General features: G+C 60.3%; 19 protein-coding genes and 1 pseudogene. 14 read left to right on the top strand and 6 right to left on the bottom strand.

The features are described 5' to 3' along the window. Positions 1 to 2: 2 nt before the first annotated feature. Positions 3 to 1,043 carry a low specificity L-threonine aldolase gene (locus tag BZ163_RS30640; protein WP_128874043.1) on the bottom strand — a complete coding sequence of 347 codons (1,041 nt, stop codon included), beginning with the start codon at positions 1,041 to 1,043 and terminating at the stop codon, positions 3 to 5. A gap of 123 nt (positions 1,044 to 1,166) precedes the next feature. Here BZ163_RS30640 and BZ163_RS30635 point away from each other — a divergent pair, with 123 nt between their 5' ends. The 8 genes from BZ163_RS30635 to fdhA all read left to right on the top strand — a co-directional run bounded on the left by BZ163_RS30635 (position 1,167) and on the right by fdhA (position 11,218). Continuing rightward, positions 1,167 to 1,883 carry a TraX family protein gene (locus BZ163_RS30635; protein ID WP_128874042.1) on the top strand — a complete coding sequence of 239 codons (717 nt, stop codon included), beginning with the start codon at positions 1,167 to 1,169 and terminating at the stop codon, positions 1,881 to 1,883. Between the two features lie 283 nt (positions 1,884 to 2,166). Then, positions 2,167 to 3,420, top strand: coding sequence for a serine hydroxymethyltransferase (gene glyA / locus BZ163_RS30630; RefSeq protein WP_128874041.1), 1,254 nt, complete (start codon positions 2,167 to 2,169; stop codon positions 3,418 to 3,420). A 23-nt stretch (positions 3,421 to 3,443) separates the two neighbouring features. Further along, a complete protein-coding gene (locus BZ163_RS30625) occupies positions 3,444 to 4,694 on the top strand; it encodes a sarcosine oxidase subunit beta (RefSeq protein WP_007980419.1) in 1,251 nt (416 codons plus the stop codon). Between the two features lie 14 nt (positions 4,695 to 4,708). Then, on the top strand, positions 4,709 to 5,038 hold the full coding sequence (locus tag BZ163_RS30620) for a sarcosine oxidase subunit delta (RefSeq protein WP_028619944.1): 330 nt from the start codon (positions 4,709 to 4,711) through the stop codon (positions 5,036 to 5,038). Then, positions 5,035 to 8,052: a sarcosine oxidase subunit alpha gene (locus BZ163_RS30615; RefSeq protein WP_128874040.1), complete on the top strand. Its 3,018-nt coding sequence runs from the start codon at positions 5,035 to 5,037 to the stop codon at positions 8,050 to 8,052. Before BZ163_RS30620 ends, BZ163_RS30615 begins: the two co-directional genes overlap by 4 nt. Positions 8,053 to 8,207: 155 nt before the next feature. Continuing rightward, positions 8,208 to 8,840, top strand: a complete 633-nt coding sequence (locus BZ163_RS30610) for a sarcosine oxidase subunit gamma (RefSeq protein ID WP_128874039.1) — start codon at positions 8,208 to 8,210, stop codon at positions 8,838 to 8,840. Between the two features lie 141 nt (positions 8,841 to 8,981). Then, positions 8,982 to 9,839, top strand: coding sequence for a formyltetrahydrofolate deformylase (gene purU, locus BZ163_RS30605; RefSeq protein ID WP_128874038.1), 858 nt, complete (start codon positions 8,982 to 8,984; stop codon positions 9,837 to 9,839). Between the two features lie 179 nt (positions 9,840 to 10,018). Then, positions 10,019 to 11,218: a formaldehyde dehydrogenase, glutathione-independent gene (fdhA, locus tag BZ163_RS30600; protein WP_007947729.1), complete on the top strand. Its 1,200-nt coding sequence runs from the start codon at positions 10,019 to 10,021 to the stop codon at positions 11,216 to 11,218. A gap of 98 nt (positions 11,219 to 11,316) precedes the next feature. Here the strand turns inward: fdhA and BZ163_RS30595 are convergent, their stop codons facing one another. Further along, positions 11,317 to 12,411 (bottom strand): RHS repeat-associated core domain-containing protein, encoded by a 1,095-nt coding sequence (locus BZ163_RS30595; RefSeq protein ID WP_128874037.1) that lies wholly within the window; start codon positions 12,409 to 12,411, stop codon positions 11,317 to 11,319. Positions 12,412 to 12,683: 272 nt separating this feature from the next. Here BZ163_RS30595 and BZ163_RS30590 point away from each other — a divergent pair, with 272 nt between their 5' ends. From BZ163_RS30590 to BZ163_RS30565, 6 genes and pseudogenes are all read left to right on the top strand, one after another. Continuing rightward, positions 12,684 to 13,244, top strand: coding sequence for a DUF2780 domain-containing protein (locus tag BZ163_RS30590; RefSeq protein ID WP_128874036.1), 561 nt, complete (start codon positions 12,684 to 12,686; stop codon positions 13,242 to 13,244). Between the two features lie 266 nt (positions 13,245 to 13,510). Next, the gene (locus BZ163_RS30585) at positions 13,511 to 14,017 is read left to right on the top strand and encodes an ATP-dependent zinc protease (RefSeq protein ID WP_064680154.1); all 507 of its coding nucleotides are present in this window, start codon (positions 13,511 to 13,513) and stop codon (positions 14,015 to 14,017) included. A gap of 199 nt (positions 14,018 to 14,216) precedes the next feature. Next, positions 14,217 to 14,897, top strand: a complete 681-nt coding sequence (gene creB, locus BZ163_RS30580; RefSeq protein ID WP_128874035.1) for a two-component system response regulator CreB — start codon at positions 14,217 to 14,219, stop codon at positions 14,895 to 14,897. Beyond that, positions 14,897 to 16,314 (top strand): annotated as a pseudogene (creC, locus tag BZ163_RS30575) (two-component system sensor histidine kinase CreC). Before creB ends, creC begins: the two are co-directional and overlap by 1 nt. 111 nt (positions 16,315 to 16,425) lie before the next feature. Further along, positions 16,426 to 17,796, top strand: coding sequence for a cell envelope integrity protein CreD (gene creD / locus BZ163_RS30570; protein ID WP_128874034.1), 1,371 nt, complete (start codon positions 16,426 to 16,428; stop codon positions 17,794 to 17,796). A gap of 589 nt (positions 17,797 to 18,385) precedes the next feature. Beyond that, positions 18,386 to 18,748, top strand: coding sequence for a DUF6124 family protein (locus BZ163_RS30565; RefSeq protein WP_128874033.1), 363 nt, complete (start codon positions 18,386 to 18,388; stop codon positions 18,746 to 18,748). 172 nt (positions 18,749 to 18,920) lie between these two features. Here BZ163_RS30565 and BZ163_RS30560 read toward each other — a convergent pair whose 3' ends face one another. The 4 genes from BZ163_RS30560 to BZ163_RS30540 form a co-directional block, all read right to left on the bottom strand. Beyond that, entirely contained in the window at positions 18,921 to 19,550 is a 630-nt protein-coding gene (locus BZ163_RS30560; protein WP_128874032.1) for a glutathione S-transferase, read from the bottom strand. 173 nt (positions 19,551 to 19,723) lie between these two features. Further along, positions 19,724 to 19,903, bottom strand: a complete 180-nt coding sequence (locus BZ163_RS30550; RefSeq protein WP_128874031.1) for a hypothetical protein — start codon at positions 19,901 to 19,903, stop codon at positions 19,724 to 19,726. Next, complete coding sequence (locus tag BZ163_RS30545) at positions 19,900 to 21,030, bottom strand: PepSY domain-containing protein (RefSeq protein ID WP_128874030.1); 1,131 nt, start codon at positions 21,028 to 21,030, stop codon at positions 19,900 to 19,902. The genes BZ163_RS30550 and BZ163_RS30545 overlap by 4 nt, the downstream gene beginning before the upstream one ends. Positions 21,031 to 21,102: 72 nt before the next feature. Further along, the gene (locus tag BZ163_RS30540; protein WP_128874029.1) at positions 21,103 to 23,541 is read right to left on the bottom strand and encodes a TonB-dependent siderophore receptor; all 2,439 of its coding nucleotides are present in this window, start codon (positions 23,539 to 23,541) and stop codon (positions 21,103 to 21,105) included. Positions 23,542 to 23,675: the final 134 nt, after the last annotated feature.

Below are 23,675 nucleotides of genomic sequence, written 5' to 3'. Positions count from 1 at the left end.
GGTTAGCGGGACATCACTTCGCGAATGTCCGCCGCCAGCTCCCGCACGCGTTCTTCTTCAGTGTCCCACGAGCACATGAAGCGGGCGCCGCCGTTGCCGATGAAGGTGTAGAAACGCCAGCCCTTGGCGGTCAGCGCGGCAATGGCCGGTTCCGACAGTTGCAGGAATACGCCATTGGCCTGCACCGGGAACATCAGTTCCACGCCCGGAATGTCGCTGACCAGTTCCGCCAGCAATTGGGCGCAGTGGTTGGCGTGGCGGGCGTATTTGAGCCAGGCGTCGTTTTCCAGGATCCCGACCCACGGGGCCGAGAGAAAGCGCATTTTCGACGCCAGCTGGCCGGCCTGTTTGCAGCGGTAGTCGAAGTCTTCGGCCAGTTTGTGATTGAAGAACAGGATGGCCTCGCCGACCGCCATGCCGTTTTTCGTACCGCCAAAGCACAACACGTCGACACCGGCCTTCCAGGTCAGGTCGGCGGGTGAGCAACCGAGGAATGCGCAGGCATTGGAGAAGCGCGCGCCGTCCATGTGCAGGTTCAGGCCCAGTTCTTTGCAGGTGGCGCTGATGGCGCGGATTTCTTCGGGGGTGTAGATGCTGCCGACTTCAGTGGCCTGGGTCAGGGTCACCACGCGCGGTTTGGGGTAGTGGATGTCCTGGCGCTTGAGGGCGACTTCGCGGATCGATTCCGGGGTCAGCTTGCCGTTTTCGGTACGGGCGACGAGCAATTTTGAACCGTTGGAAAAGAACTCCGGTGCGCCGCATTCGTCGGTTTCGACGTGGGCGGTTTCCGAGCAGATCACGCTGTGGTAACTCTGGCACAGCGACGACAGGGCCAGGGAGTTGGCGGCGGTGCCGTTGAAGGCGAAAAACACTTCGCAGTCGGTTTCGAACAGTTTGCGAAATTGATCGGCCGCGCGGGCGGTCCATTCATCGTCGCCATACGCGCGCTGGTGGCCGTGGTTGGCCTGTTCCATGGCAGCCCAGGCTTCAGGGCAGATACCGGAGTAGTTGTCGCTGGCGAATTGTTGGCTCTTGTCGGTCATGGCCGGCTTCCGTGAACGAGGCTCTTATGATGAAGAGCTTCGTGGTCAATGATGGTGCGTACTTTACCGAAGGTCGTTCGGGGAGCACACGGGATCTTTCTGTAAGAAAAATACAGGGCAATTATGCACATGACTCAACGGGACGGGGCACTGGATCTGCTGAAGTGGCTGGCGCTATTGAGCATGGTGCTCGATCACCTGCGATATGTCGGTTATTCCGTCGATATCCTGTATGTGCCCGGCAGGCTGGCGTTCCCGTGGTTCTGTCTGGCGATGGCGGCCAATCTGTCGCGCGCCCCAAGCTCCACCACCGACGGCCAGTGGCGTTATCTGGGGTGGTTGCTGCTGTTCAGTGCCATCAGTGAGATTCCCTACCGGCTGTTCATCCCTGATCCCGACACCTTCAATGTATTGCCCACGCTGGCACTGGGCCTGGTGGTGGCGCGTGGCTGGCAGCAACCGCTCGTGCAATCGCGACTGCTGGCGGTCGCTGCCGTGGTGTTGGCGGCACTGTTCCCGGAACGACTGATGTTCGGTTTTTTCGGGGTGTTGTTGCCGTGGGTAATGTTGCTGGTGATCCGGCGGCCCTGGTATTTGAGCTTGTTGCCGGGGCTGGTGTGCCTGGCGGCCAATCAGTGGGAGGTGCTGTATTACTCGGCCCGGCTCGGCAATGGTACTGCCATTCTGGGCATCGCCGTTTGTCTGGTCGCGCCATTGCTGGGGCTGGTCTTGTTGCGACATGCCGGGCATTTCAAGCCGCCACCGATGCGGCGTTGGGCGTATGCCTTGTATCCACTGCATTTTCTATTGCTGCTACTCATCCGCAAGCTCGCCGCTTAACCCTGTAGGAGCTGGCTTGCCAGCGAAAGCGGTGTGTCAGTCGACACATGTACTAACTGACACACCGCCTTCGCTGGCAAGCCAGCTCCTACGGGGGGCTCTGCTGAATTGGAGATCGTGTTCAGTGTGCCATTTCGGGCCATGTCGTAAACGCACCTTTGCGTGGCGTCCGTAGGCATTTGGCCTGTCTGCGCCGGTCATACCATCGCATTCAAAGGGCACTGCCGAAAGGTACGTGCCTCACCGAGACGAATGGCGCACCACCGCCGCTGGGAGAGACGCGATGTTCAGCAAGCAAGACCAGATCAAAGGCTACGACGATGCACTGCTGGCGGCGATGGATGCCGAGGAGCAACGCCAGGAAGATCACATCGAGCTGATCGCGTCAGAGAACTACACCAGCAAACGTGTCATGCAAGCGCAAGGCAGCGGCCTGACCAACAAATACGCCGAAGGCTATCCGGGCAAGCGCTACTACGGTGGCTGCGAACATGTCGACAAGGTCGAGCAACTGGCCATCGACCGCGCCAAGCAACTGTTCGGTGCCGACTACGCCAACGTGCAGCCGCACTCCGGCAGCCAGGCCAACGCCGCGGTATTCCTGGCGCTGCTGCAGGCCGGCGACACCGTGCTGGGCATGAGCCTGGCCCACGGCGGTCACCTGACCCACGGGGCCAAGGTCAGCTTCTCCGGCAAGCTCTATAACGCGGTGCAATACGGCATCGACACCGCCACCGGCCTGATCGATTACGACGAAGTCGAGCGCATGGCGGTCGAGCACCAGCCGAAAATGATCATCGCCGGGTTCTCCGCTTACTCGAAGACCCTGGACTTCCCGCGCTTCCGGCAGATCGCTGACAAAGTCGGCGCTTATCTGTTTGTCGACATGGCCCACGTAGCCGGCCTGGTCGCTGCCGGCCTGTACCCGAACCCGCTGCCGTACGCCGACGTGGTCACCACCACCACCCACAAGACCCTGCGCGGTCCACGTGGCGGCCTGATCCTGGCCAAGGCCAACGAAGCGCTGGAAAAGAAACTCAACGCTGCCGTGTTCCCCGGCGGCCAGGGCGGCCCGCTGATGCACGTGATCGCCGGTAAGGCGGTGTGCTTCAAGGAAGCGCTGGAACCTGGTTTCAAGGCCTACCAACAACAAGTGATCGACAACGCCCAGGCCATGGCCGGCGTATTTATCAAACGCGGCTACGATGTAGTGTCCGGCGGTACCGATAACCACCTGTTCCTGGTCAGCCTGATCCGTCAGGGCCTCACCGGCAAAGAGGCGGATGCAGCACTCGGTCGCGCCCACATCACCGTGAACAAGAACGCCGTGCCGAACGATCCACAGTCGCCGTTCGTGACCTCCGGCCTGCGCATCGGCACCCCGGCGGTGACCACTCGCGGCTTTAAGGTAGCGCAGTGCACGGAGCTGGCCGGCTGGATCTGCGACATCCTCGACAACCTCGGCGACGCCGATGTCGAGGCCAATGTCGCCCAGCAAGTGTCGGCCCTGTGCGCGGACTTCCCGGTTTATCGCTGAGCGCGGTTTTGGAGTAAATGACTATGCAACGCTATTCAGGCTTCGGCCTCTTCAAACACTCCCTCAGCCATCACGAAAACTGGCAGCGCATGTGGCGTACGCCGACCCCGAAAAAGGTCTATGACGTGGTCATCGTCGGCGGTGGCGGGCATGGTCTGGCGACCGCCTACTACTTGGCCAAGGAACACGGCATCACCAATGTGGCCGTGGTCGAGAAAGGCTGGCTGGGCGGCGGTAACACCGCGCGCAACACCACCATCGTGCGCTCCAACTACCTGTGGGACGAGTCGGCGCACCTGTACGAACACGCGATGAAACTGTGGGAAGGCCTGTCCCAGGACCTGAACTACAACGTGATGTTCTCCCAGCGCGGCGTTTACAACCTTTGCCACACCCTGCAGGACATTCGTGATTCCGAGCGTCGGGTCAGCGCCAACCGCCTCAACGGCGTCGACGGCGAACTGCTCGACGCCAAGCAAGTGGCTGACGAGATTCCGTACCTCGACTGCTCGAAAAACACCCGCTACCCGGTAATGGGCGCCACCGTCCAGCGTCGCGGCGGCGTGGCCCGTCACGATGCCGTGGCCTGGGGCTTTGCCCGTGCCGCTGACGCCTTGGGCGTCGACCTGATCCAGCAGACTGAAGTGATCGGTTTCCGCAAGGAAAACGGCGTGTGCATCGGCGTTGAAACCAACAAGGGCTTCATCGGCGCCAAGCGCGTCGGCGTGGTCACTGCCGGTAACTCCGGGCACATGGCCAAGCTCGCCGGTTTCCGCCTGCCGATCGAATCCCACCCGCTGCAAGCGCTGGTGTCCGAGCCGATCAAGCCGATTATCGACAGCGTGATCATGTCCAACGCCGTACACGGTTACATCAGCCAGTCCGACAAGGGCGACCTGGTGATCGGCGCCGGTATCGACGGCTACAACGGCTACGGCCAGCGTGGTTCGTACCCGGTGATCGAACACACCATCCAGGCCATCGTCGAGATGTTCCCGGTGTTGTCCCGCGTGCGCATGAACCGGCAGTGGGGCGGCATCGTCGATACCACGCCGGATGCCTGCCCGATCATCTCGAAAACCCCGGTACCGAACATGTTCTTCAACTGCGGTTGGGGCACCGGCGGCTTCAAGGCGACACCGGGCTCGGGCAACGTGTTTGCCGCGAGCCTGGCCAAGGGTGAAATGCACCCATTGGCTGCACCTTTCTCCATCGACCGTTTCCACAACGGTGCGTTGATCGACGAACACGGCGCTGCAGCAGTCGCCCACTAACAGGAGAAATCCCTATGTTGCATATCTTCTGTCCTCACTGTGGCGAACTGCGCTCCGAAGAGGAATTCCACGCTTCCGGCCAGGCGCACATCCCGCGTCCACTGGACCCGGCCAGCTGCACCGACGAGGAGTGGGGCGACTACATGTTCTTCCGCGATAACCCTCGCGGTCTGCACCACGAGCTGTGGGATCACGTCGCCGGTTGCCGTCAGTATTTCAACGCCACCCGCGACACCGTGACCTACGAGATTCTCGAAACCTACAAGATCGGCACCAAGCCACAATTCACCGACAAGACCGACAGCCCGAAAGCGGCCGCCACGGCTCTGGGAGAGAAGGTATGAGCCAGATCAATCGCCTGTCCAACGGCGGACGGATCGACCGCAACAAAGTGCTGAGCTTCACCTTCAACGGCCAGAGCTACAAAGGTTTTGAAGGCGACTCCCTGGCTGCCGCCCTGATCGCCAACGGTGTGGATATCATCGGCCGCAGCTTCAAGTATTCGCGTCCGCGCGGCATCTTCGCCGCCGGTGCCGAAGAGCCGAACGCGGTGCTGCAGATCGGCGCCACCGAAGCCACCCAGATTCCCAACGTGCGCGCCACGCAACAGGCGCTGTATCAAGGCCTGGTCGCCACCAGCACCAACGGCTGGCCGAGCGTGAACAACGACATGATGGGGATTCTCGGCAAGGTCGGCGGCAAGCTGATGCCGCCGGGCTTCTACTACAAAACCTTCATGTACCCGCAATCGTTCTGGATGACTTACGAGAAGTACATCCGCAAGGCCGCAGGCTTGGGTCGCTCGCCGACCGAGAACGATCCGGACACCTACGACTACATGAACCAGCACTGCGACGTGCTGATCGTCGGCGGTGGCCCTGCCGGCCTGGCCGCTGCACTGGCGGCTGCCCGCAGCGGCGCCCGGGTGATTCTGGCGGATGAACAGGAAGAGTTCGGCGGCAGCCTGCTCGATTCCCGCGAAAGCCTCGACGGCAAGCCTGCCACCGAGTGGGTCGCCAGCGTCATTGCCGAACTCAAGGACACCCCGGACGTGCTGCTGTTGCCGCGCGCCACGGTCAACGGTTACCACGACCATAACTTCCTGACCATTCACGAGCGCCTGACCGATCACCTCGGCGATCGCGCACCGATTGGCCAGGTGCGTCAGCGCATCCACCGGGTTCGCGCCAAGCGTGTGGTGCTGGCGACCGGCACTCACGAGCGCCCACTGGTTTACGGTAACAACGACGTGCCGGGCAACATGCTCGCCGGCGCAGTGTCGACTTACATCCGTCGTTACGGTGTGGCACCGGGCAAAAAACTGGTGCTGTCGACCAACAACGACCACGCTTACCGCGTTGCCCTGGATTGGCTCGATGCCGGCCTGCAAGTGGTGGCCATCGCCGATGCCCGCAGCAATCCGCGCGGCGCCTTGGTTGAAGAAGCTCGTGCCAAAGGCATCCGCATCCTGACCGGCAGTGCCGTGATCGAGGCTCGCGGCACCAAGCGCGTGACTGCAGCTCGCGTTGCCGCGATCGACGTCAAGGCGCACGCCGTGACCAGCCCGGGTGAATGGCTCGAATGCGACCTGGTTGCCAGTTCCGGCGGTTACAGCCCGGTGGTTCACCTGGCCTCGCACCTGGGCGGCAAGCCGATCTGGCGCGACGACATCCTCGGTTTCGTCCCGGGCGAAGCGCCGCAGAAACGCGTGTGTGTCGGTGGCATCAACGGCGTCTACGGCCTCGGCGATTCCCTGGCCGATGGTTTCGAGGGTGGCGCTCGCGCGGCCAGCGAAGCCGGCTTCAGTGTGGTCGAAGGCACCTTGCCCAAAGCCCTGGGCCGTGTCGAAGAACCGACGCTGGCGCTGTTCCAGGTGCCTCATGAAAAGAACTCTGCACGAGCGCCGAAGCAATTCGTCGACTTCCAGAACGACGTCACCGCTGGTGGCATCGAGCTGGCGACCCGCGAAGGTTTCGAATCGGTCGAGCACGTCAAACGCTACACCGCACTGGGCTTCGGCACCGACCAGGGCAAGCTGGGCAACGTCAACGGCCTGGCCATCGCCGCCCGTTCGCTGAACGTGACCATCCCGCAGATGGGCACCACCATGTTCCGTCCGAACTACACGCCGGTGACCTTCGGCGCCGTGGCCGGTCGTCACTGTGGGCACATCTTCGAGCCGGTGCGCTTCACTGCGCTGCATCACTGGCACGTGAAGAATGGCGCCGAGTTCGAAGACGTCGGGCAGTGGAAACGTCCGTGGTACTTCCCGAAAAACGGTGAAGACCTGCACACCGCGGTCAAGCGCGAATGCAAAGCCGTGCGCGACAGCGTCGGCCTGCTGGACGCTTCGACCCTGGGCAAGATCGACATCCAGGGCCCGGATTCCCGTGAGTTCCTCAACCGCATCTACACCAACGCCTGGACCAAGCTCGACGTGGGCAAGGCGCGCTACGGCCTGATGTGCAAAGAAGACGGCATGGTGTTCGACGACGGCGTAACCGCCTGTCTCGCCGACAACCACTTCGTGATGACCACCACCACCGGCGGCGCTGCGCGCGTGCTGCAATGGCTGGAAATCTACCACCAGACCGAATGGCCAGACCTGAAGGTGTACTTCACGTCCGTGACGGATCACTGGGCAACCATGACCCTGTCCGGGCCGAACAGCCGCAAGCTGCTGGGCGAAGTCACCGACATCGATATCAGCAACGAAGCCTTCCCGTTCATGACCTGGAAAGAAGGCCTGGTCGGCGGTGTGCCGGCGCGGGTATTCCGGATTTCGTTTACCGGTGAGCTGTCGTACGAAGTCAACGTGCAAGCCGACTACGCCATGGGCGTGCTGGAAAAAATTGTCGATGCTGGCAAGAAGTACAACCTGACCCCGTACGGCACCGAAACCATGCACGTGCTGCGGGCCGAGAAGGGCTTCATCATCGTCGGTCAGGATACTGACAGCTCGATGACCCCGGACGACCTGAACATGGGCTGGTGTGTCGGTCGCACCAAACCGTTCTCCTGGATTGGCCAGCGTGGCATGAACCGCGAAGACTGCGTGCGTGATCAGCGCAAGCAGCTGGTGGGCCTGAAGCCGATCGATCCGACCAAATGGCTGCCAGAGGGTGCGCAGTTGGTGTTCAACACCAAGCAAACCATCCCGATGACCATGGTTGGTCACGTGACTTCCAGTTACCTGCACAACTCCCTCGGCTATTCGTTTGCCATGGGCGTGGTCAAGGGCGGCTTGAAGCGCATGGGTGAGCGAGTGTTCGCACCGCTGGCCGACGGCAGCGTGATCGAGGCGGAAATCGTTTCTTCGGTGTTCTTCGATCCAAAGGGTGATCGCCAGAACGTGTGATGATCTCGATTCCTGTGGTGGGCTGGCTGGCGCTTTCGCGAGCAAGCCCGCTCCCACAGGGGAGCGCGGTCAAATGTGGGAGCGGGCTTGCTCGCGAAGGCGGTAGTTCAGCCACCCCAAGGCTAGAACCAACAGAATTCAGGAACAGGTGCTTTATGACCGCAGCCAATGTGTACCAACAACGCCCAACCACTGGGGCCAAGGCCGAGTCGTCGCTGCATCATGCCGACCTCGCCAGCCTGGTGGGCAAGGGCCGTAAAAGCGCCGGCGTGATCGTGCGCGAGAAAAAACTGCTCGGCCACCTGACCATTCGTGGCGACGGCCACGATGCGGCCTTCGCCGCGGGCGTGCAAAAAGCCTTGGGCATCGAATTGCCAGGTGCGCTGACCGTCATCGTCAAAGGCGAAACCAGCCTGCAATGGATGGGGCCGGATGAATGGTTGCTGATCGTGCCGACTGGCGAAGAATTCGCCGTCGAGCAAAAACTGCGTAAAGCGCTGGGCGACCTGCACATCGCCATCGTCAACGTCAGCGGCGGCCAGCAGCTCCTCGAACTGAGCGGCCCGAACGTGCGCCAGGTACTGATGAAATCCACCAGCTACGACGTGCACCCCAACAGCTTTCCGGTAGGCAAGGCGGTGGGCACGGTGTTTGCCAAGTCGCAACTGATGATCCGTCACACCGCCGAAGACACCTGGGAACTGCTGATCCGTCGCAGCTTCTCGGATTACTGGTGGTTGTGGTTGCAGGATGCTTCGGCCGAGTACGGGCTTAGCGTCCAGGCCTGAGATCGCCTTCGCTGGCAAGCCAGCTCCTACAGTGGACCGTGTTGTTCCGGATTTTCACGGATGACATCAAACCTGTAGGAGCCGGCTTGCCGGCGATCAACCGCGCAGCGGTTGCCCCATAACAACAGGAGTCACCGCACTATGAGCCGCGCCCCAGACACATGGATTCTGACCGCCGACTGCCCAAGCGTGCTCGGCACCGTGGACGCGGTGACCCGCTTTCTGTTCGAGCAGGGCTGCTACGTCACCGAACACCATTCCTTCGATGATCGGCTCTCGGGCCGTTTCTTCATTCGCGTGGAATTTCGCCAGCCCGACGGCTTCGACGAACAGTCGTTCCGCGCCGGCCTGGAAGAACGTGGCCAAGCCTTCGGCATGATCTTCGAACTGACCGCGCCGAACTACCGGCCGAAAGTGGTGATCATGGTCTCCAAGGCCGATCACTGCCTCAATGACTTGCTCTACCGCCAGCGCATCGGCCAGTTGTCCATGGACGTGGCCGCCGTGGTCTCTAATCACCCGGACCTCAAGCCGTTGGCCGACTGGCACCAGATTCCCTACCACCATTTCCCGCTGGACCCGAACGACAAGCCGTCCCAGGAGCGCCAGGTCTGGCAAGTGATCGAAGAGTCCGGCGCCGAGCTGGTCATTCTTGCCCGCTACATGCAGGTCCTGTCGCCAGAGCTGTGCCGCAAACTCGACGGCAAGGCGATCAACATTCATCACTCCCTGCTGCCGGGTTTCAAGGGCGCCAAGCCGTATCACCAGGCCTACAACAAGGGCGTGAAACTGGTCGGCGCCACGGCGCACTACATCAACAACGACCTGGACGAAGGCCCGATCATCGCCCAGGGCGTGGAGGCGGTGGACCACAGTCATTACCCCGAAGATCTGATCGCCAAGGGGCGGGATATCGAAGGGCTGACCTTGGCGCGGGCCGTGGGTTATCACATTGAACGAAGGGTCTTCTTGAACGCCAACAGAACCGTCGTTCTTTAGATCGCCTTCGCGGGCAAGCCTCGCTCCTACAAGGGCAACGCGGTCAACTGTAGGAGCGAGGCTTGCCCGCGAAGAGGCCCGAACAGACAACACAAGACATACAGGCAACAACCCGAGCAATCAACGCGCCGCCGATACCGGGCGACGCGACTCCATAAAAACAACATCGAGGTGAAAGCATGTCTGGCAATCGTGGTGTGGTGTATCTCGGCAATGGCAAAGTCGAAATACAGAAAATCGACTATCCAAAAATGCAGGACCCGCGCGGCAGGAAGATTAACCACGCTGTCATCCTGCGTGTGGTTTCCACCAACATCTGTGGTTCCGACCAGCACATGGTGCGCGGCCGTACCACCGCTCAGACCGGTCTGGTGCTGGGCCACGAAATCACCGGTGAAGTGATCGAGAAGGGCAGCGACGTCGAAAACCTGCAAATCGGCGACCTGGTTTCCGTACCGTTCAACGTCGCCTGCGGGCGCTGCCGTTCCTGCAAGGAGATGCACACCGGCGTCTGCCTCAGCGTCAACCCGGCCCGTCCCGGCGGTGCTTACGGTTATGTCGACATGGGTGACTGGACCGGTGGCCAAGCCGAATACGCCATGGTGCCGTACGCCGACTTCAACCTGCTGAAACTGCCCGATCGCGACCGTGCGATGGAAAAGATCCGTGACCTGACCTGCCTCTCCGACATCCTGCCGACCGGCTACCACGGCGCAGTCACCGCCGGCGTTGGCCCGGGCAGCACCGTGTACATCGCCGGTGCCGGCCCCGTCGGCCTGGCCGCTGCCGCTTCCGCTCGCCTGTTGGGCGCGGCCGTGGTGATCATCGGCGACGTCAACACCGTCCGCCTGGCACACGCCAAGGCCCAGGGTTTTGAAATCGCCGACCTGTCCCTGGACACCCCGCTGCACGAACAGATCGCCGCACTGCTGGGCGAGCCGGAAGTGGATTGCGCCGTCGACGCCGTAGGCTTCGAAGCACGCGGTCACGGCCATGACGGCGTGAAACACGAGGCCCCGGCCACCGTGCTCAACTCCCTGATGGGCGTCGTTCGGGTTGCTGGCAAGATCGGTATCCCTGGCCTCTACGTCACCGAAGATCCAGGTGCAGTGGATGCCGCCGCAAAAATGGGCAGTCTGAGCATTCGTTTCGGTCTGGGTTGGGCCAAATCCCACAGCTTCCACACTGGCCAGACGCCAGTGATGAAGTACAACCGCCAGTTGATGCAGGCGATCATGTGGGACCGCATTCATATTGCTGACATTGTCGGGGTTGAGGTTATTAGCCTTGATGACGCGCCACGTGGGTACGGCGAGTTCGATGCGGGTGTGCCGAAGAAGTTTGTGATTGATCCGCATAAGTTGTTTAGTGCGGCGTAAGGGCTGTGGTTGCAATTGGGCGACTTAAAGTCGCCCAATTGCAATAATTATTTGTAGTGCGCCGCAATAACATTAGTGTGAGTGGGGTGTGTGTTTATTTAGTATTTGTAATGCGAGGTTGCTGTTGATGGTCGTCCTGATCGGATGTTGAATATGTCTTCGATAATTGGTTGAGGTGAGTAAGAGCTAAGCTCGACGGGGGCAACTCGCACATCTCTGTATATGGAGGGGTCTATTAATAGTTCTCGTGATTCGGGGAAGAATTTGTAATGTGTGTTTAAGATTTTTTCTGAGGGTTTTTTTACATACACCCCTAGTAAGCCTTCGGTGTTACTTGAGTTAAACGCTCCTGATCGAACATTAGCGTACTGAAGCGCTTTGTGTATGTCAGTTGTCGCATAAAACCCGTCGCCATAGAAAGTTCCTGATCCTGTGCCAATGTAACGTGAGTCCAGTCCTGTTACTTGCATTTTTCTGGCATGTTCCGCTGATGTTCCATGGTATCCAACCAGCTCATGCTCGCTGCCGAGGTTTAAGGCCATTTTGTTGGTAGGGCTAATGGGGGACCTGGCAACCGATGTGGCTTTAGGCGGTGATGAAACCTTGGAGCGCAGCATATTTCTGAGGCCTTTGAAGGGGTTGTATCCTTTAGGAAAGAATGAAAAGTGCCCGGTTGAGTCTCTCCTGAGTATCGGTTCTCCCCCACAATACGCATACGCATTCAACCCGCCCATTCCAAACGGACTCCAACTGTCCGGGCTGTTAAATCGCATCAACACCGGGTTAAACGCCCGATACCCATTCCCCAGCAAATAACACCCTGTCACTGGATCCGGCTGTTCGCCGTTGAAGCCAAGCAGGCTGAGCAAACCGCTGGCTAATGGGCGGTGACCGTAAGGTGTGTGAGCGATCGGCCGCGGACCAGACGCATCGGGTACGCTCAACACCGAGCGCTGTTGATCGGTGGCGAGCAGGCTGACTTCCAAGATGCCAGTCTGGCGCTGTTGTTGTGCCAGCAATTGATCTTCGTGCTGCATGATCGAACGCTGGATCTCGTCTTGAATTTCGGTGACCAGTCGATCTTTGAGGTAGAAACGCCGGGTATTCGCTTTCGCGGACTGCGTGTAATCAACAAGTCGATCCAGCGGGTCGTACTGATAACGGCAGAGCAGGGCTTCGCGGTCGATCTGCATGGATTGAGCTCCCCCTCGATTGAGATTTTCACTGTGCTGCAACTCGCCGGGTTTGCCTACTAGCAGAACTGATAGGGTCGCTGAGACATCGCGGGTGTTCAGGCCTCGTTACAAGGTCCATTCATCACGAGGCTTTCGGGTTTCACATTTTATCTACGTGAGTGGGTCAAAAATGGACGTGGCATCGAGGAACATGTCGACCAATAGCCGGTCAAACCGGCAGTTTTTCCGTCTGGCAACAGGCGGTTTTCATGGCACAAGAGGATGTCTGAATGAAGATTTCACGCGGTTTTGCACTGGCATCGCTCATGACCCTGGCCGCCAGCCCGGTCTTTGCCCAGTTCAGCCTGAACGATGCAGCCAATGCCATTTCCGGCATGAAAGGCGATAACGCCGCCGCCACGGCCGCGCCTACTTCCGAGACGGCCGGTCTGCTGAGCGCGCTCAGCCAATTGAACGTGACGCCACAACAGGCCGTTGGCGGCACCAGTGCGATGTTGGGGTTGGCGAAGAACCAGTTGAGCTCGACCGACTATTCGCAGCTGGCGAAAAGTGTACCGGGGATCGACAAACTGTCGGGCGGTGGTGAATTGGGTGCGCTCGCCGGGTTGCTGGGTTCGTCTGGCAAGGCGGCCGGCCTGGACAACGCCCTGGGCGCCGTCAAGGACACCAACGACTTGAACAATGCGTTCAGCGCCTTGGGCATGGACACCGGCATGATCGCCCAGTTTGCCCCGCTTATCCTGCAATACTTCGGTCAGCAGGGCGTCGGCGGTTCGTTGCTGCAAAGCCTGGGCGGAATCTGGGGTGTCGGCACCGGCATCGGTAGCTGATTCAGCGGCGCTCGACGCGCAAGGCGTCGATGCGCTGGTCCTTTTCGATCCAGAGCTGGTTGACCCGGTTCTGGATGGTTTCCCGTATCGGGTGACGAATGTTTCACTTGGGCAGCGGTATGATCGCAGCCTTGGCCAAGGGTGTACGCCATCCCTATGCAGGCGCTGGCGCAGGCTGCGATCTTTTGATCTTCAACCACGCCGAACGAATTCAAGAGCGACGGTCTAAAACCCCATTGCCCCAACTCCCCAAGGAAGCCCATTACGTGAAATCCCTCCTTGCATTGCTCTCCCTGGTGGCCCTGCCAATCCTGGCCGCCGAGCCGACCCTTTACGGCCGCTACGAATACATCGCCTTGCCGGAAATCGGCGGCGAAGTGCTCAAGGCCAAAATGGACACCGGCGCCCTGACCGCGTCTCTCTCGGCCAAGGACATCGAAACCTTCACCCGCGACGGCGATGAATGGGTGCGCTTCCGCCTCGGCACCAAGGACGCGAGCAACAAGGTCTACGAGCACAAGGTCGCGCGGATCAGCAAGATCAAGACCCGCTCCGAAGAAGGCGACGATGACGACGAAGACGTTGCACCCACCAAGCGGCCAGTGGTTGATCTGGAGCTGTGCCTGGGCAATGTTAAACGCACGGTTGAGGTCAACCTGACCGATCGCAGCAGCTTTAACTATCCGTTGCTGATTGGGGCGAAGGCGTTGCGTGAGTTTGGGGCGGCGGTGAATCCGGCTCGGCGGTTTACGGCGGACAAGCCGGATTGCTAAAGTCGTTGATTAATAAAGAGTTCGCAAAAATGGCGTAAACCCAGAGCAGACTGGGTTTGCCATTTTTTAGGACGCAATGAGATTATTTCAACTGGCTATCCAGGTTTTTTAGGTCCGAGCCTCTAACCCTCCGCTGCGGATTGACGTCGCATCAACCTTGGTCCACCGTTCGCCCACTCAACTGCCGGGCTCGAACGCCATGCCCCATATCCTGATAGTCGAAGACGAAGCCGCCATTGCCGACACCCTGATTTTCGCCCTGCAGGGTGAGGGCTTCACCACGACCTGGTTGAGTCTCGGCGCGGCGGCGCTTGAGCATCAACGCCAGACTCCGGCGGACCTGATCATTCTCGACATTGGCTTGCCGGACATCAGCGGTTTCGAAACCTGCAAGCAGCTACGGCGGTTCAGCGAAGTGCCGGTGATGTTCCTCAGCGCCCGGGATGGGGAAATCGATCGCGTGGTGGGTCTGGAAATCGGCGCGGACGATTACGTCGTCAAGCCGTTCAGTCCCCGTGAAGTGGCGGCGCGGGTCAGGGCGATTCTCAAGCGCATGGCGCCACGAGCCGTGACCGAGGCCTCTGCGGCATTGTTTCGCATCGACAGCGAGCGTGTGCAGATCAGCTATCGCAACCAGTCGCTGAGCCTGACCCGTCACGAATTTCGTCTGCTGCAATGCCTGCTGGAGCGACCCGAGCGTGTGTTCAGCCGCGAGCAGTTGCTCGATGCGCTGGGTGTCGCCGCAGATGCCGGTTATGAGCGCAGCATCGACAGCCATATCAAAAGCGTGCGCGCCAAATTGCGGCTGGTGAAGGCTGATGCCGAGCCAATCCAGACCCACCGCGGCCTGGGTTATAGCTACAGCCCGGAGCGCAGTTGATGCCGCTGGGGATCCGGATCTTCCTGGTCTATGTGCTGTTTATCGGCCTGACCGGTTACTTCGTGCTCAGCACGGTCATGGAGGAAATCCGCCCCGGCGTGCGCCAATCCACCGAAGAAACCCTGGTCGACACTGCCAACCTGATGGCCGAGATTCTGCGTGATGACTTCAAGGCCGGCACCCTCAATCAGAACCGCTGGCCGCAACTGCTCCAGGCCTACGGTGAGCGGCAACCGAAGGCGAGCATTTGGGGGTTGCCGAAGAATCAGGTTAACCACCGCATTTACGTCACCGACGCCAACGGCATCGTGGTACTGGACTCCAGCGGGGTGGCGGTGGGGGCGGATTACTCGCGCTGGAACGACGTCTACCTGACCCTGCGCGGTGAATACGGTGCGCGCTCCAGCCGCAGCGATCCGGATGATCCCGAGTCCTCGGTGATGCACGTCGGCGCGCGATCCGCGACAACGACCAGATCATCGGCGTGGTTACCGTGGCCAAACCCAATAGCTCGTTGCAGCCTTATGTTGATCGCACCGAACGGCGATTGCTCGCGTACGGCGCCGGGTTGATCGGTCTTGGCCTGTTGTTCGGCGCGCTGTTGTCGTGGTGGCTGAGCGCCGCGTTGCGCCGGTTGACGATGTACGCGCAGGCGGTCAGCGAAGGTCGGCGTGTCGAGGTGCCGCACTATCGTGGCGGCGAGCTGGAGCAGTTGGCGACAGCGGTGGAGCAGATGCGCATCCAGCTTGAAGGCAAGGCGTACGTCGAGCGTTATGTCCACACGCTGACCCATGAACTGAAAAGCCCGCTGGCGGCGATTCGTGGCGCGGCGGAGCTGCTGCAAGGCGAGATGCCGTTAGCGCAGCGGCAACGGTTCGTCGGCAACATCGACAGCGAAAGTGCGCGGATGCAGCAGTTGATCGAGCGCTTGTTGAACCTGGCGCAGGTGGAGCAGCGGCAGGGGTTGGAGGAGCGGGTGAGGGTGCCGTTGGCGGCGTTGGTCGATGAGTTGTTGAGCGCGCAAGCGGCGCGGATCGAGGGCAAGCAGTTGCGAGTCGAGCAGCAGATCACGCCGGATCTGCAGCTGTTTGGCGAACCTTTCCTGTTGCGTCAGGCGCTGGGCAATCTGCTTGAAAATGCCCTGGATTTCACTCCGGCCCAGGGCCTGCTGCGATTCAGCGCCGAGCGGGTTGGGGGCCGGGTTGAATTCAGGCTGTTCAACCAGGCCGAGCCAATTCCCGACTTCGCGCTGCCGCGCCTGAGCGAGCGTTTTTACTCGCTGCCGCGTCCGGACAGTGGACGTAAAAGCACCGGGTTAGGGCTTAACTTTGTGGCGGAGGTGGTGAAGCTGCATGACGCAGAAATGAGTATCGGTAACGTCGAGGGCGGGGTTGAAGTCAGGTTGCGCCTGGCTTAGGACCGAGTTGCGCCCCTTCGCCGGCCCAGTCTCCACACAGTCTCCATATTCCCCACATAAAACCCCCACACACCCACATCAGACTCTCCCCATCCAAACAGGGAGAGTCCCATGAACCGAAGCCTGACCCTCAAACTCGGGGCCATTGCCCTGCTGATGCTGTTGTTGCTCATCCCGTTGCTGATGATCAGTGGCGTAATCCAGGACCGCCAGCAACTGCGCGATGGCGTGCTCGAAGACATCGCCCGCAGCTCCAGTTACAGCCAACTACTGAGCGGCCCGCTGATGGTGGTGCCCTATCGCAAGGTGGTCCGCACCTGGAAACTCAACGAGAAAACCAACCAGCGCTATCAGGAACTCGGTGAGGAACGAGGTCGCCTGTATTTCCTGCCTGAGCGCTTCGAGCTCGATGGCCAGGTTCAGACTGAATTGCGTAAACGGGGCATTTATGAAGCGCGACTGTTCCACGCCGACAATCGCATCAGTGGGCATTTTTCGCTGCCAGCGCAATTGGGGATCAAGGAAGACTTCAACGATTACCAGTTCGATCAGCCGTTCCTTGCCGTCGGTATCAGCGATATTCGCGGCATCGAGAACGCCTTGAAACTGGAGCTGGACGGCCAACGTCTGGACTTCATTCCAGGCACCCAGGTTCGCTGGTTGGGTGAAGGCGTACACGTAACGCTGCCGGCCCTGGACGCCGGGCAGCCAACGGAACTGACCTTTGGTTTTGACCTGCGCCTGCAAGGCACCGGTCAGTTACAAGTCGTGCCGGTGGGCAAAACCAGCAAGGTATCGCTGGCCGCCAACTGGCCGCATCCGAGCTTCATCGGCAACTACCTGCCGGCTCAGCGCGAAGTCACCGACCAGGGGTTCACTGCCAGTTGGCAAACCTCGTTTTTCTCCACCAACTTGCAAGAAGCCCTGAACAGCTGCGTGTCGGGCAGCGGTTGCGAAGCATTCAGCGGCCGCAGCTTTGGCGTGAGCTTCATCGACCCGGTGGACCAGTACCTGAAAAGCGATCGGGCGATCAAATACGCGCTGTTGTTTATTGTCCTGACGTTCGCGGGTTTCTTCCTCTTCGAAGTGCTGAAAAGCCTGGCGGTGCACCCGGTGCAATATGCCCTGGTCGGCGTGGCCCTGGCGTTGTTTTATCTGCTGCTGTTGTCGCTTGCCGAACATATCGGCTTTGCCTTGGCGTATCTGTTATCGGCGAGCGCCTGTGTGTTGCTGATCGGCTTCTATGTATGCCACGTACTGCGTAGCGTGCGTCACGGGCTGAGTTTTTCGGCCGGGTTGGCGGCCTTGTATGGCTTGCTCTATGGGTTGTTGAGTGCAGAGGATTACGCGCTGTTGATGGGCTCGCTGTTGCTGTTCGGGTTGCTGGGCGTGTTTATGGTGCTGACGCGGAAACTGGATTGGTATGGGGTTGGGCAGAAGACTGCCAAGCCACTGGCGTTCGACATCGGGGCGGTGGAATGAGCCGGTCCGTGGGATTGCGCGAAGATCAGCGGGAGGGGGAAACGTTGGCGACGCGGATTGCGATGTTGTTTCCAGCAGATTCGGTTTGGTGCCTTCGCCGGCAAGCCGGTCTCGCTTCCACAAAGATGAAGTGTGTGCGGGTTTGTTCACCAAGGGGTCAGTGAGGGGAGCTGCCTGGTGACGGGTTAAATAAATCTGTTCCGTCGTTGCTTCGCACAGAGGATTTCTCTCGTAAAAAAGTAAGTTTTCCTACAGGAAAAACAGGCTTCCTACAGGGCTAATCCCTTCCCTTTGCAGGACGTTTCCTAGATTATTCCGCACGCTTGCGCCGACAGATTTCCGTGCCTAGTCTACGTCCGTCACTGCTTACCAGTGATCGGGTTTAGTCGCCCGGATTCCGTCGGGCGTACAGCGTCATCTCTTCTCAGGTGTTTTTTATCGCCTGAAATTTATGGTGGCTGTGCGCAGGGCACCTTCGGGTGCGCCGGTTTTGCCTGACGGCCGGTCGACTAACCTGTGTGCAGCCGCCACCTCTTCTCGTTTAGTCGCGATATCGGTTGGCTCCAATTTATGCTCAGGAGTTTTACCAATGAAAAAACCAGTCCCCGATCCACCCTCCAATTCAAATAGAAACGACGATCCCCTCAGAGACCGCTCCGCACTTTACCGTGCGATCGATTTCTACCTGACCGGCGAACAACCGTCGGCACCGGATGAACTCCGGTTCTACAACGTCAGTGATGATGTGAGTTTCGAAGACACCCAACTCTATGTCGCCGACCTGCTGCGCTGTGCCTCGGTCACTGCCTATCAATGTGGCGACCACCTCACAGGCGCGGACAGGGCCATGGTGTTTTCTGTCTGGCATTTGCTGGAGATTGCCAAGGCCATGGTTGATCGGTCGATTGATTGTCTGGGGATGAAGAAAGCTGAGTCTGATCCAGGTCATTAGGCGACGGTGATACCGCCATCGCGAGCAAGCTCGCTCCCACAGGGAAGTTGAGGCGAGCACAAAAAATAATGACAGGTAAGGACGGTTTTTTAGAATACGAAGCGGGACAGTTTTGTTTGGTTCAAATCTGTCCCGCTGTTTATGCTCATCAATAAATCTGCTCTTGCTGGCGTCAAACCTTGGGCATCGTCGCCAACATAGACGGCCGCTGGCTCACCTCGAAATACCAGCCCGCCAGCTTTGGATTCGCCTCGCGCCAGTCCAGGTCCGGTTGGCGCAAGTCCAGATAGCCCAATGCACAGGCCACGCTGATGGCCGCCACATCGAAATGACTGGTCAGCTCGGCGATCGCGTCTTTTTCCAGCAGCGCCAGGGTGCGGCGGATCTTGTCGCGTTGGCCGTCCAGCCATTCGTCCCAGTGTTTTTCCGGTGCGCGCAGGGCCACTTCGTAGCGGGTCAGCACCGCCGCGTCCATGATCCCGTCGGCCATGGAGGCGAGGGTCATGCGCCGCCAGCGGGCCGAGCCGTCGCGGGGGATGAGGGGGTTGCCGACGTGTTGGTGGTCGAGGTAGTCGAGGATGACCCGGCTGTCATGGATGACGTTGCCGTCGGCCAGGCGCAGGGCCGGGATTTTGCCCAGGGGGTTGTCGTCGATCAGTGCAAGGTCCGGGTCGACTGGCGTCAGCACGCAGTTTTGCAGGGCCACGCGGTTTTGTTGGCCGGTTTCGTGGAGCAACACCATGACTTTGCGAACGAAGGGCGATAGGGGGTTGTGGTAGAGGGTCATGCTTGGGGCGGACATGGCAGCGTCTCGGTCAGTGGCAGTGTCGGCAGCATAGCGCGTAATTTTCGCGAACCGAACTCTGTAGGAGCCGGCTTGCCGGCGAATGCGTCTTCGAATCTTGCGCCAGGCTCTAGGGCGCCTTCGCCGGCAAGCCGGCTCCTACAGGGGGGATGTGATGACCATGCAAAACGTCAGGGGCGTTGCATCAAGCCGCGAAGGGCTAGGATTGCGGGGACGCCCAGCCCCAGCCAGCTCAAGGCATCCCATACACCGTCGCCCAGCAACGCGGCAAACAACCCCGCGCCGCTGAGCAGGGCAATGACCGTGGGCGTGGCGAAGACCTTCCAGAAGTTCGACTGCCGTGGCTTCACGCTTGAGCCTCCGCGTTTTCATGGACAGGTCTGGCGGCCTTGCGCCGCACGACCCACAAGTAAACACCGCTGCCGAGCACGATGATGGTCAGCACATCCAGGGTCGCCCAGAGGATTTTCATCGGCATGCCACCGTAATCACCGAAGTGCAGGGGCTGCGACATGCCCATGGCGTCCATGTACCACGGCCGTTCGGCCACGGCGGTGACTTGCAGGGTGCTGGCGTCGATCAGCACCGGTGTCAACAGATGCGAAGTCAGGTGCGTGCTGCCTTTCATGAACACGGCGTAATGGTGCTCGCTGGAAAACCGGGTGCCGGGGAAGGCGATGAAGTCCGGTTGCATGCCGGGCGCGACGTCTTTGGCGATGTCGAGCAAACGTGTCGCCGGAGCGAGTTGCGTCAGCGCTGGCGCATCGCGGTACGGTGCGATCATGGCGCTGAGGCTGTCGTTGCGCCAGGCGGCGATCAGCAGGTCGGCGCAGGCGCTGATGACGCCGGTCACGCCGACCACCAGGGCCCAGGTCAGGGTGACCACGCCGATCAGGTTGTGCAAGTCGAGCCAGCGCAGGCGGGTGGATTTGTCCTGGCGCACGGTGGCGAATTTCAAGCGACGCATGAACGGCAGGTAAAGCACGGTGCCGGAGACGATCGCGACCACGAACAGCAGCCCCATGAACGCCAGCAGCAGCTTGCCCGGCAGGCCGGCGAACATGTCCACGTGCAGGCGCAGCATCACCATCATGAAACCGCCGTTGGCCGACGGCATCTCCAGCGCTTCGCCGGTGCGGGCGTCGAGCATGAAGGTGTGCGACGAGTTCGGCTCGGTGCCGGCCGTGGCCGCCATGATCGCGATCGCGGCGTTGGGCTCGTCTTCTTCGAAGCCGAAGTACTGCATGACTTCGCCGGGACGATGTTTTTCGGCCGCCTGCACCAACTGCTGCAGGTTCAGCTGCGGGGTGTCCGCCGGCATTGCCTTCAACTCGGCGGCATCGCCCAACAGGTGGTCGATCTCGTGATGGAAGATCAGCGGCAGGCCGGTCAGCGCCAGCATCAGCAGGAACACGGTGCAGATCAGGCTGGTCCAGGTGTGGACGAAGGACCAGCGGCGAATTGTTTTACTTTTCATTTCATGGCCTTCAGAAATACCAAAGCCGTCCTCGTAGGACGGCCTGGGTATCGAGCGTGTCAGATCAAGCAATTACCACTTGTACGTGGCACTGGCGACGACACTGCGTTGGTCGCCGTAGTAGCAATAAAAACTGTCGCAGGTGGAGATGTAGTCCTTGTCGAACAGGTTGGTCGCGTTGAGTGCCAGGGAGGCGCCTTTCAGGCTGTTATCCAGACGCCCCAGGTCGTAATGCACCGCTGCATCGAACACGGTGTAGGCGTCGGCCTTGCCCAGCCAGGTATTGCCCTGATCGCCGTAGGTATTGCCGGTGTAACGCGCGCCGGCGCCGATGCCGAAGCCGTCCAGCACGCCGTTGTGCCAGGTGTAATCGGCCCACAGCGAGGCCTGTTGGTTGGGCATCAGTTGCAGGCGGTTGCCTTTGAAGTCGCCTTTTTGCACTTCGGACTTGGCCAGGGTGTAGGCGGCGATGACCTTGAGGTTGTCGGTCACGTCTGAAACGGCTTCCAGTTCCAGGCCTTTGACTTTGACTTCACCGGTTTGGCTGGTGATCGGCACGTTGTCCGAGTTGGTGGTAGTGACGGAGACGTTTTTCTGGGTCAGGTTGTACACCGCAGCGGTCAGCAGGGTGTTGCTGCCAGGCGGTTGGTACTTGATGCCCAGTTCCCATTGTTTGCCCTCGGTCGGCTTGAACGAGTCGGTCGGTGACGCCGTGGCGTTGCTGGTCGGCTGGAATGATTCGGCGTAGGACAAGTAGGGCACGAAACCGTTGTCGAACACGTAGCTGATTGCCGCGTTGCCGCTGAATTTCTTGTCGCGCTCGGTGTTGGTGGCATCGCCTTTGTTAAAGAATTTAGTCCCGGTGTGGACCCAATCCTCACGCCCACCCACGGTCAGGCGCCATTGGTCCAGAGCCATCTGGTCCTGGATGTACAGACCGGTCTGACGAGTTTTTTGGTCGTAGTCATAGAATGCGGCAGAGCGAGGTGGGCGTGTGATCGGTAAGCCATATTCCGGGTGATTGACGTTGATGCTTGGGGCGGAACCGAAGATTGAGGTGTAGTTGGTGTTGTTACGCTGGTGGTCGAGCCCGATCAGCAGCGTATGTTGGATATCGCCAGTGGCAAAGTCGCCCTGGAAATTGTTATCCACCGCGAACTGGCTGATATCTTCGTCCACATTGGTGGTGCCCCGCCCGGTATTGCCTTCATCGTCGACGACCATTCCGAACTCCGGGAAGTAGCTGTTGACGGTGATTGCCTGGAACGACAGGTCAGACTTGGTGTAGCGCAGGTTTTGCCGGAACTGCCATACATCGTTCAGCCGGTGTTCGAAGGCATAGCCCAGTGCGTAGTAGGTGCGGTCGTAGTATTCGTAATTCGGATCACCCAGATTCTTGTGGTGGGAGATCTTGCCGAAGGGCATGTCGATCTTGGTGCCCTGGATGGGATAGAACTGACTGGTGGTTCCGGTATCGTCACGGGTGAACTGCGTGAGCAGGGTGAAGCGGGTGTCGTCGTCGATGTTCCAGGTCAGGCTCGGCGCAATGTTGTAGCGCTTGTTGTCGACGTGGTCGATCTGGGTGCCGCTGTCGCGTATCACGCCGCTCAGACCGTAGAGAAAGCGGCCTTCCTCGTCGATCTTGCCGGTGCTGGCGAAGTTGATCTGGCGATGGTTGTCGCTGCCGTATTGCACCTGGATTTCGTTGCTCGACTCGGCGCTGGGGCGGCGGCTGACCATGTCCAGCAAACCGCCTGGCGGGGTCTGGCCGTACACCGACGAAGCCGGGCCGCGCAGCAGGGCGAGGCGATCCAGGTTCCAGGTTTCCTGTTTCGGGTTGGCGTACACGCCTTTGGGCAGCGGCAGGCCGTCGAGGAATTGCGTCGGTTCGAAACCGCGCACCCGCAGCCAGTCGGCGCGGGTGTCGCTGCCGTAGCTGCTGGCGGTGATCCCGGGCATGTAGCGCACGGCATCATCGATGTTTTGCACTTTGCGGTCGTCCATCTGCTGCCGGGTGGCGACCGAAATCGAACGCGGGGCTTCGACCAGGGCGGTGTCGGTCTTGGTGCCGGCGGCGGTGCGGGTGGCCAGGTAGCCTTCCACCGGGCCCCAGGCGCTCTCGGTGTTTTCCACGCCGATGACGGCGGTTTCCGGCAGCGCCATCACCCCCTCGGGCACGGCCACCAGGCTATAGGTGCCAGCGCTGCTCTGTTCCAGCTGCAGGCCGGTGCCACGCAGGGCTTCGCGCAGGGCGCCGGCAGCGTCGAACTGGCCTTGGACCGGGGCCGAGGTTTTGCCTGCCGCCAGGGATGGATTCAGCGACAGCGCCAGGCCGGCCTGGCTGGCGATCTGGTTCAGCGTGCTGGCCAGTGGCGCGGCCGGCAGGTTGTAGGCGCGAACGCTGGACGCCTGTTCGGCGGCGATCAGTTGACCGCTGGCCAGAGGGGCACAGAGGGCAATGGCGACGGCCAGCAAACCGGGGCGCAACAAGGTGTCTAGCGAGCGGGACATACGGCGGCTCCTGAATGTAAATATTTCTCAATTGCCTAGGTGCCGAACGAGAATGCAAAAGTGACAGGGGTGGATGAAAATAATTTCGATTCATCAATTGCGGTGAAGCTGCCGGCCTCTTCGCGGGCAAGCCA

This window comes from Pseudomonas sp. VI4.1 (assembly GCF_002029345.1).
In the GTDB taxonomy this organism is placed as follows: domain Bacteria; phylum Pseudomonadota; class Gammaproteobacteria; order Pseudomonadales; family Pseudomonadaceae; genus Aquipseudomonas.
This window is presented reverse-complemented; position numbering and strand designations above follow the sequence as displayed.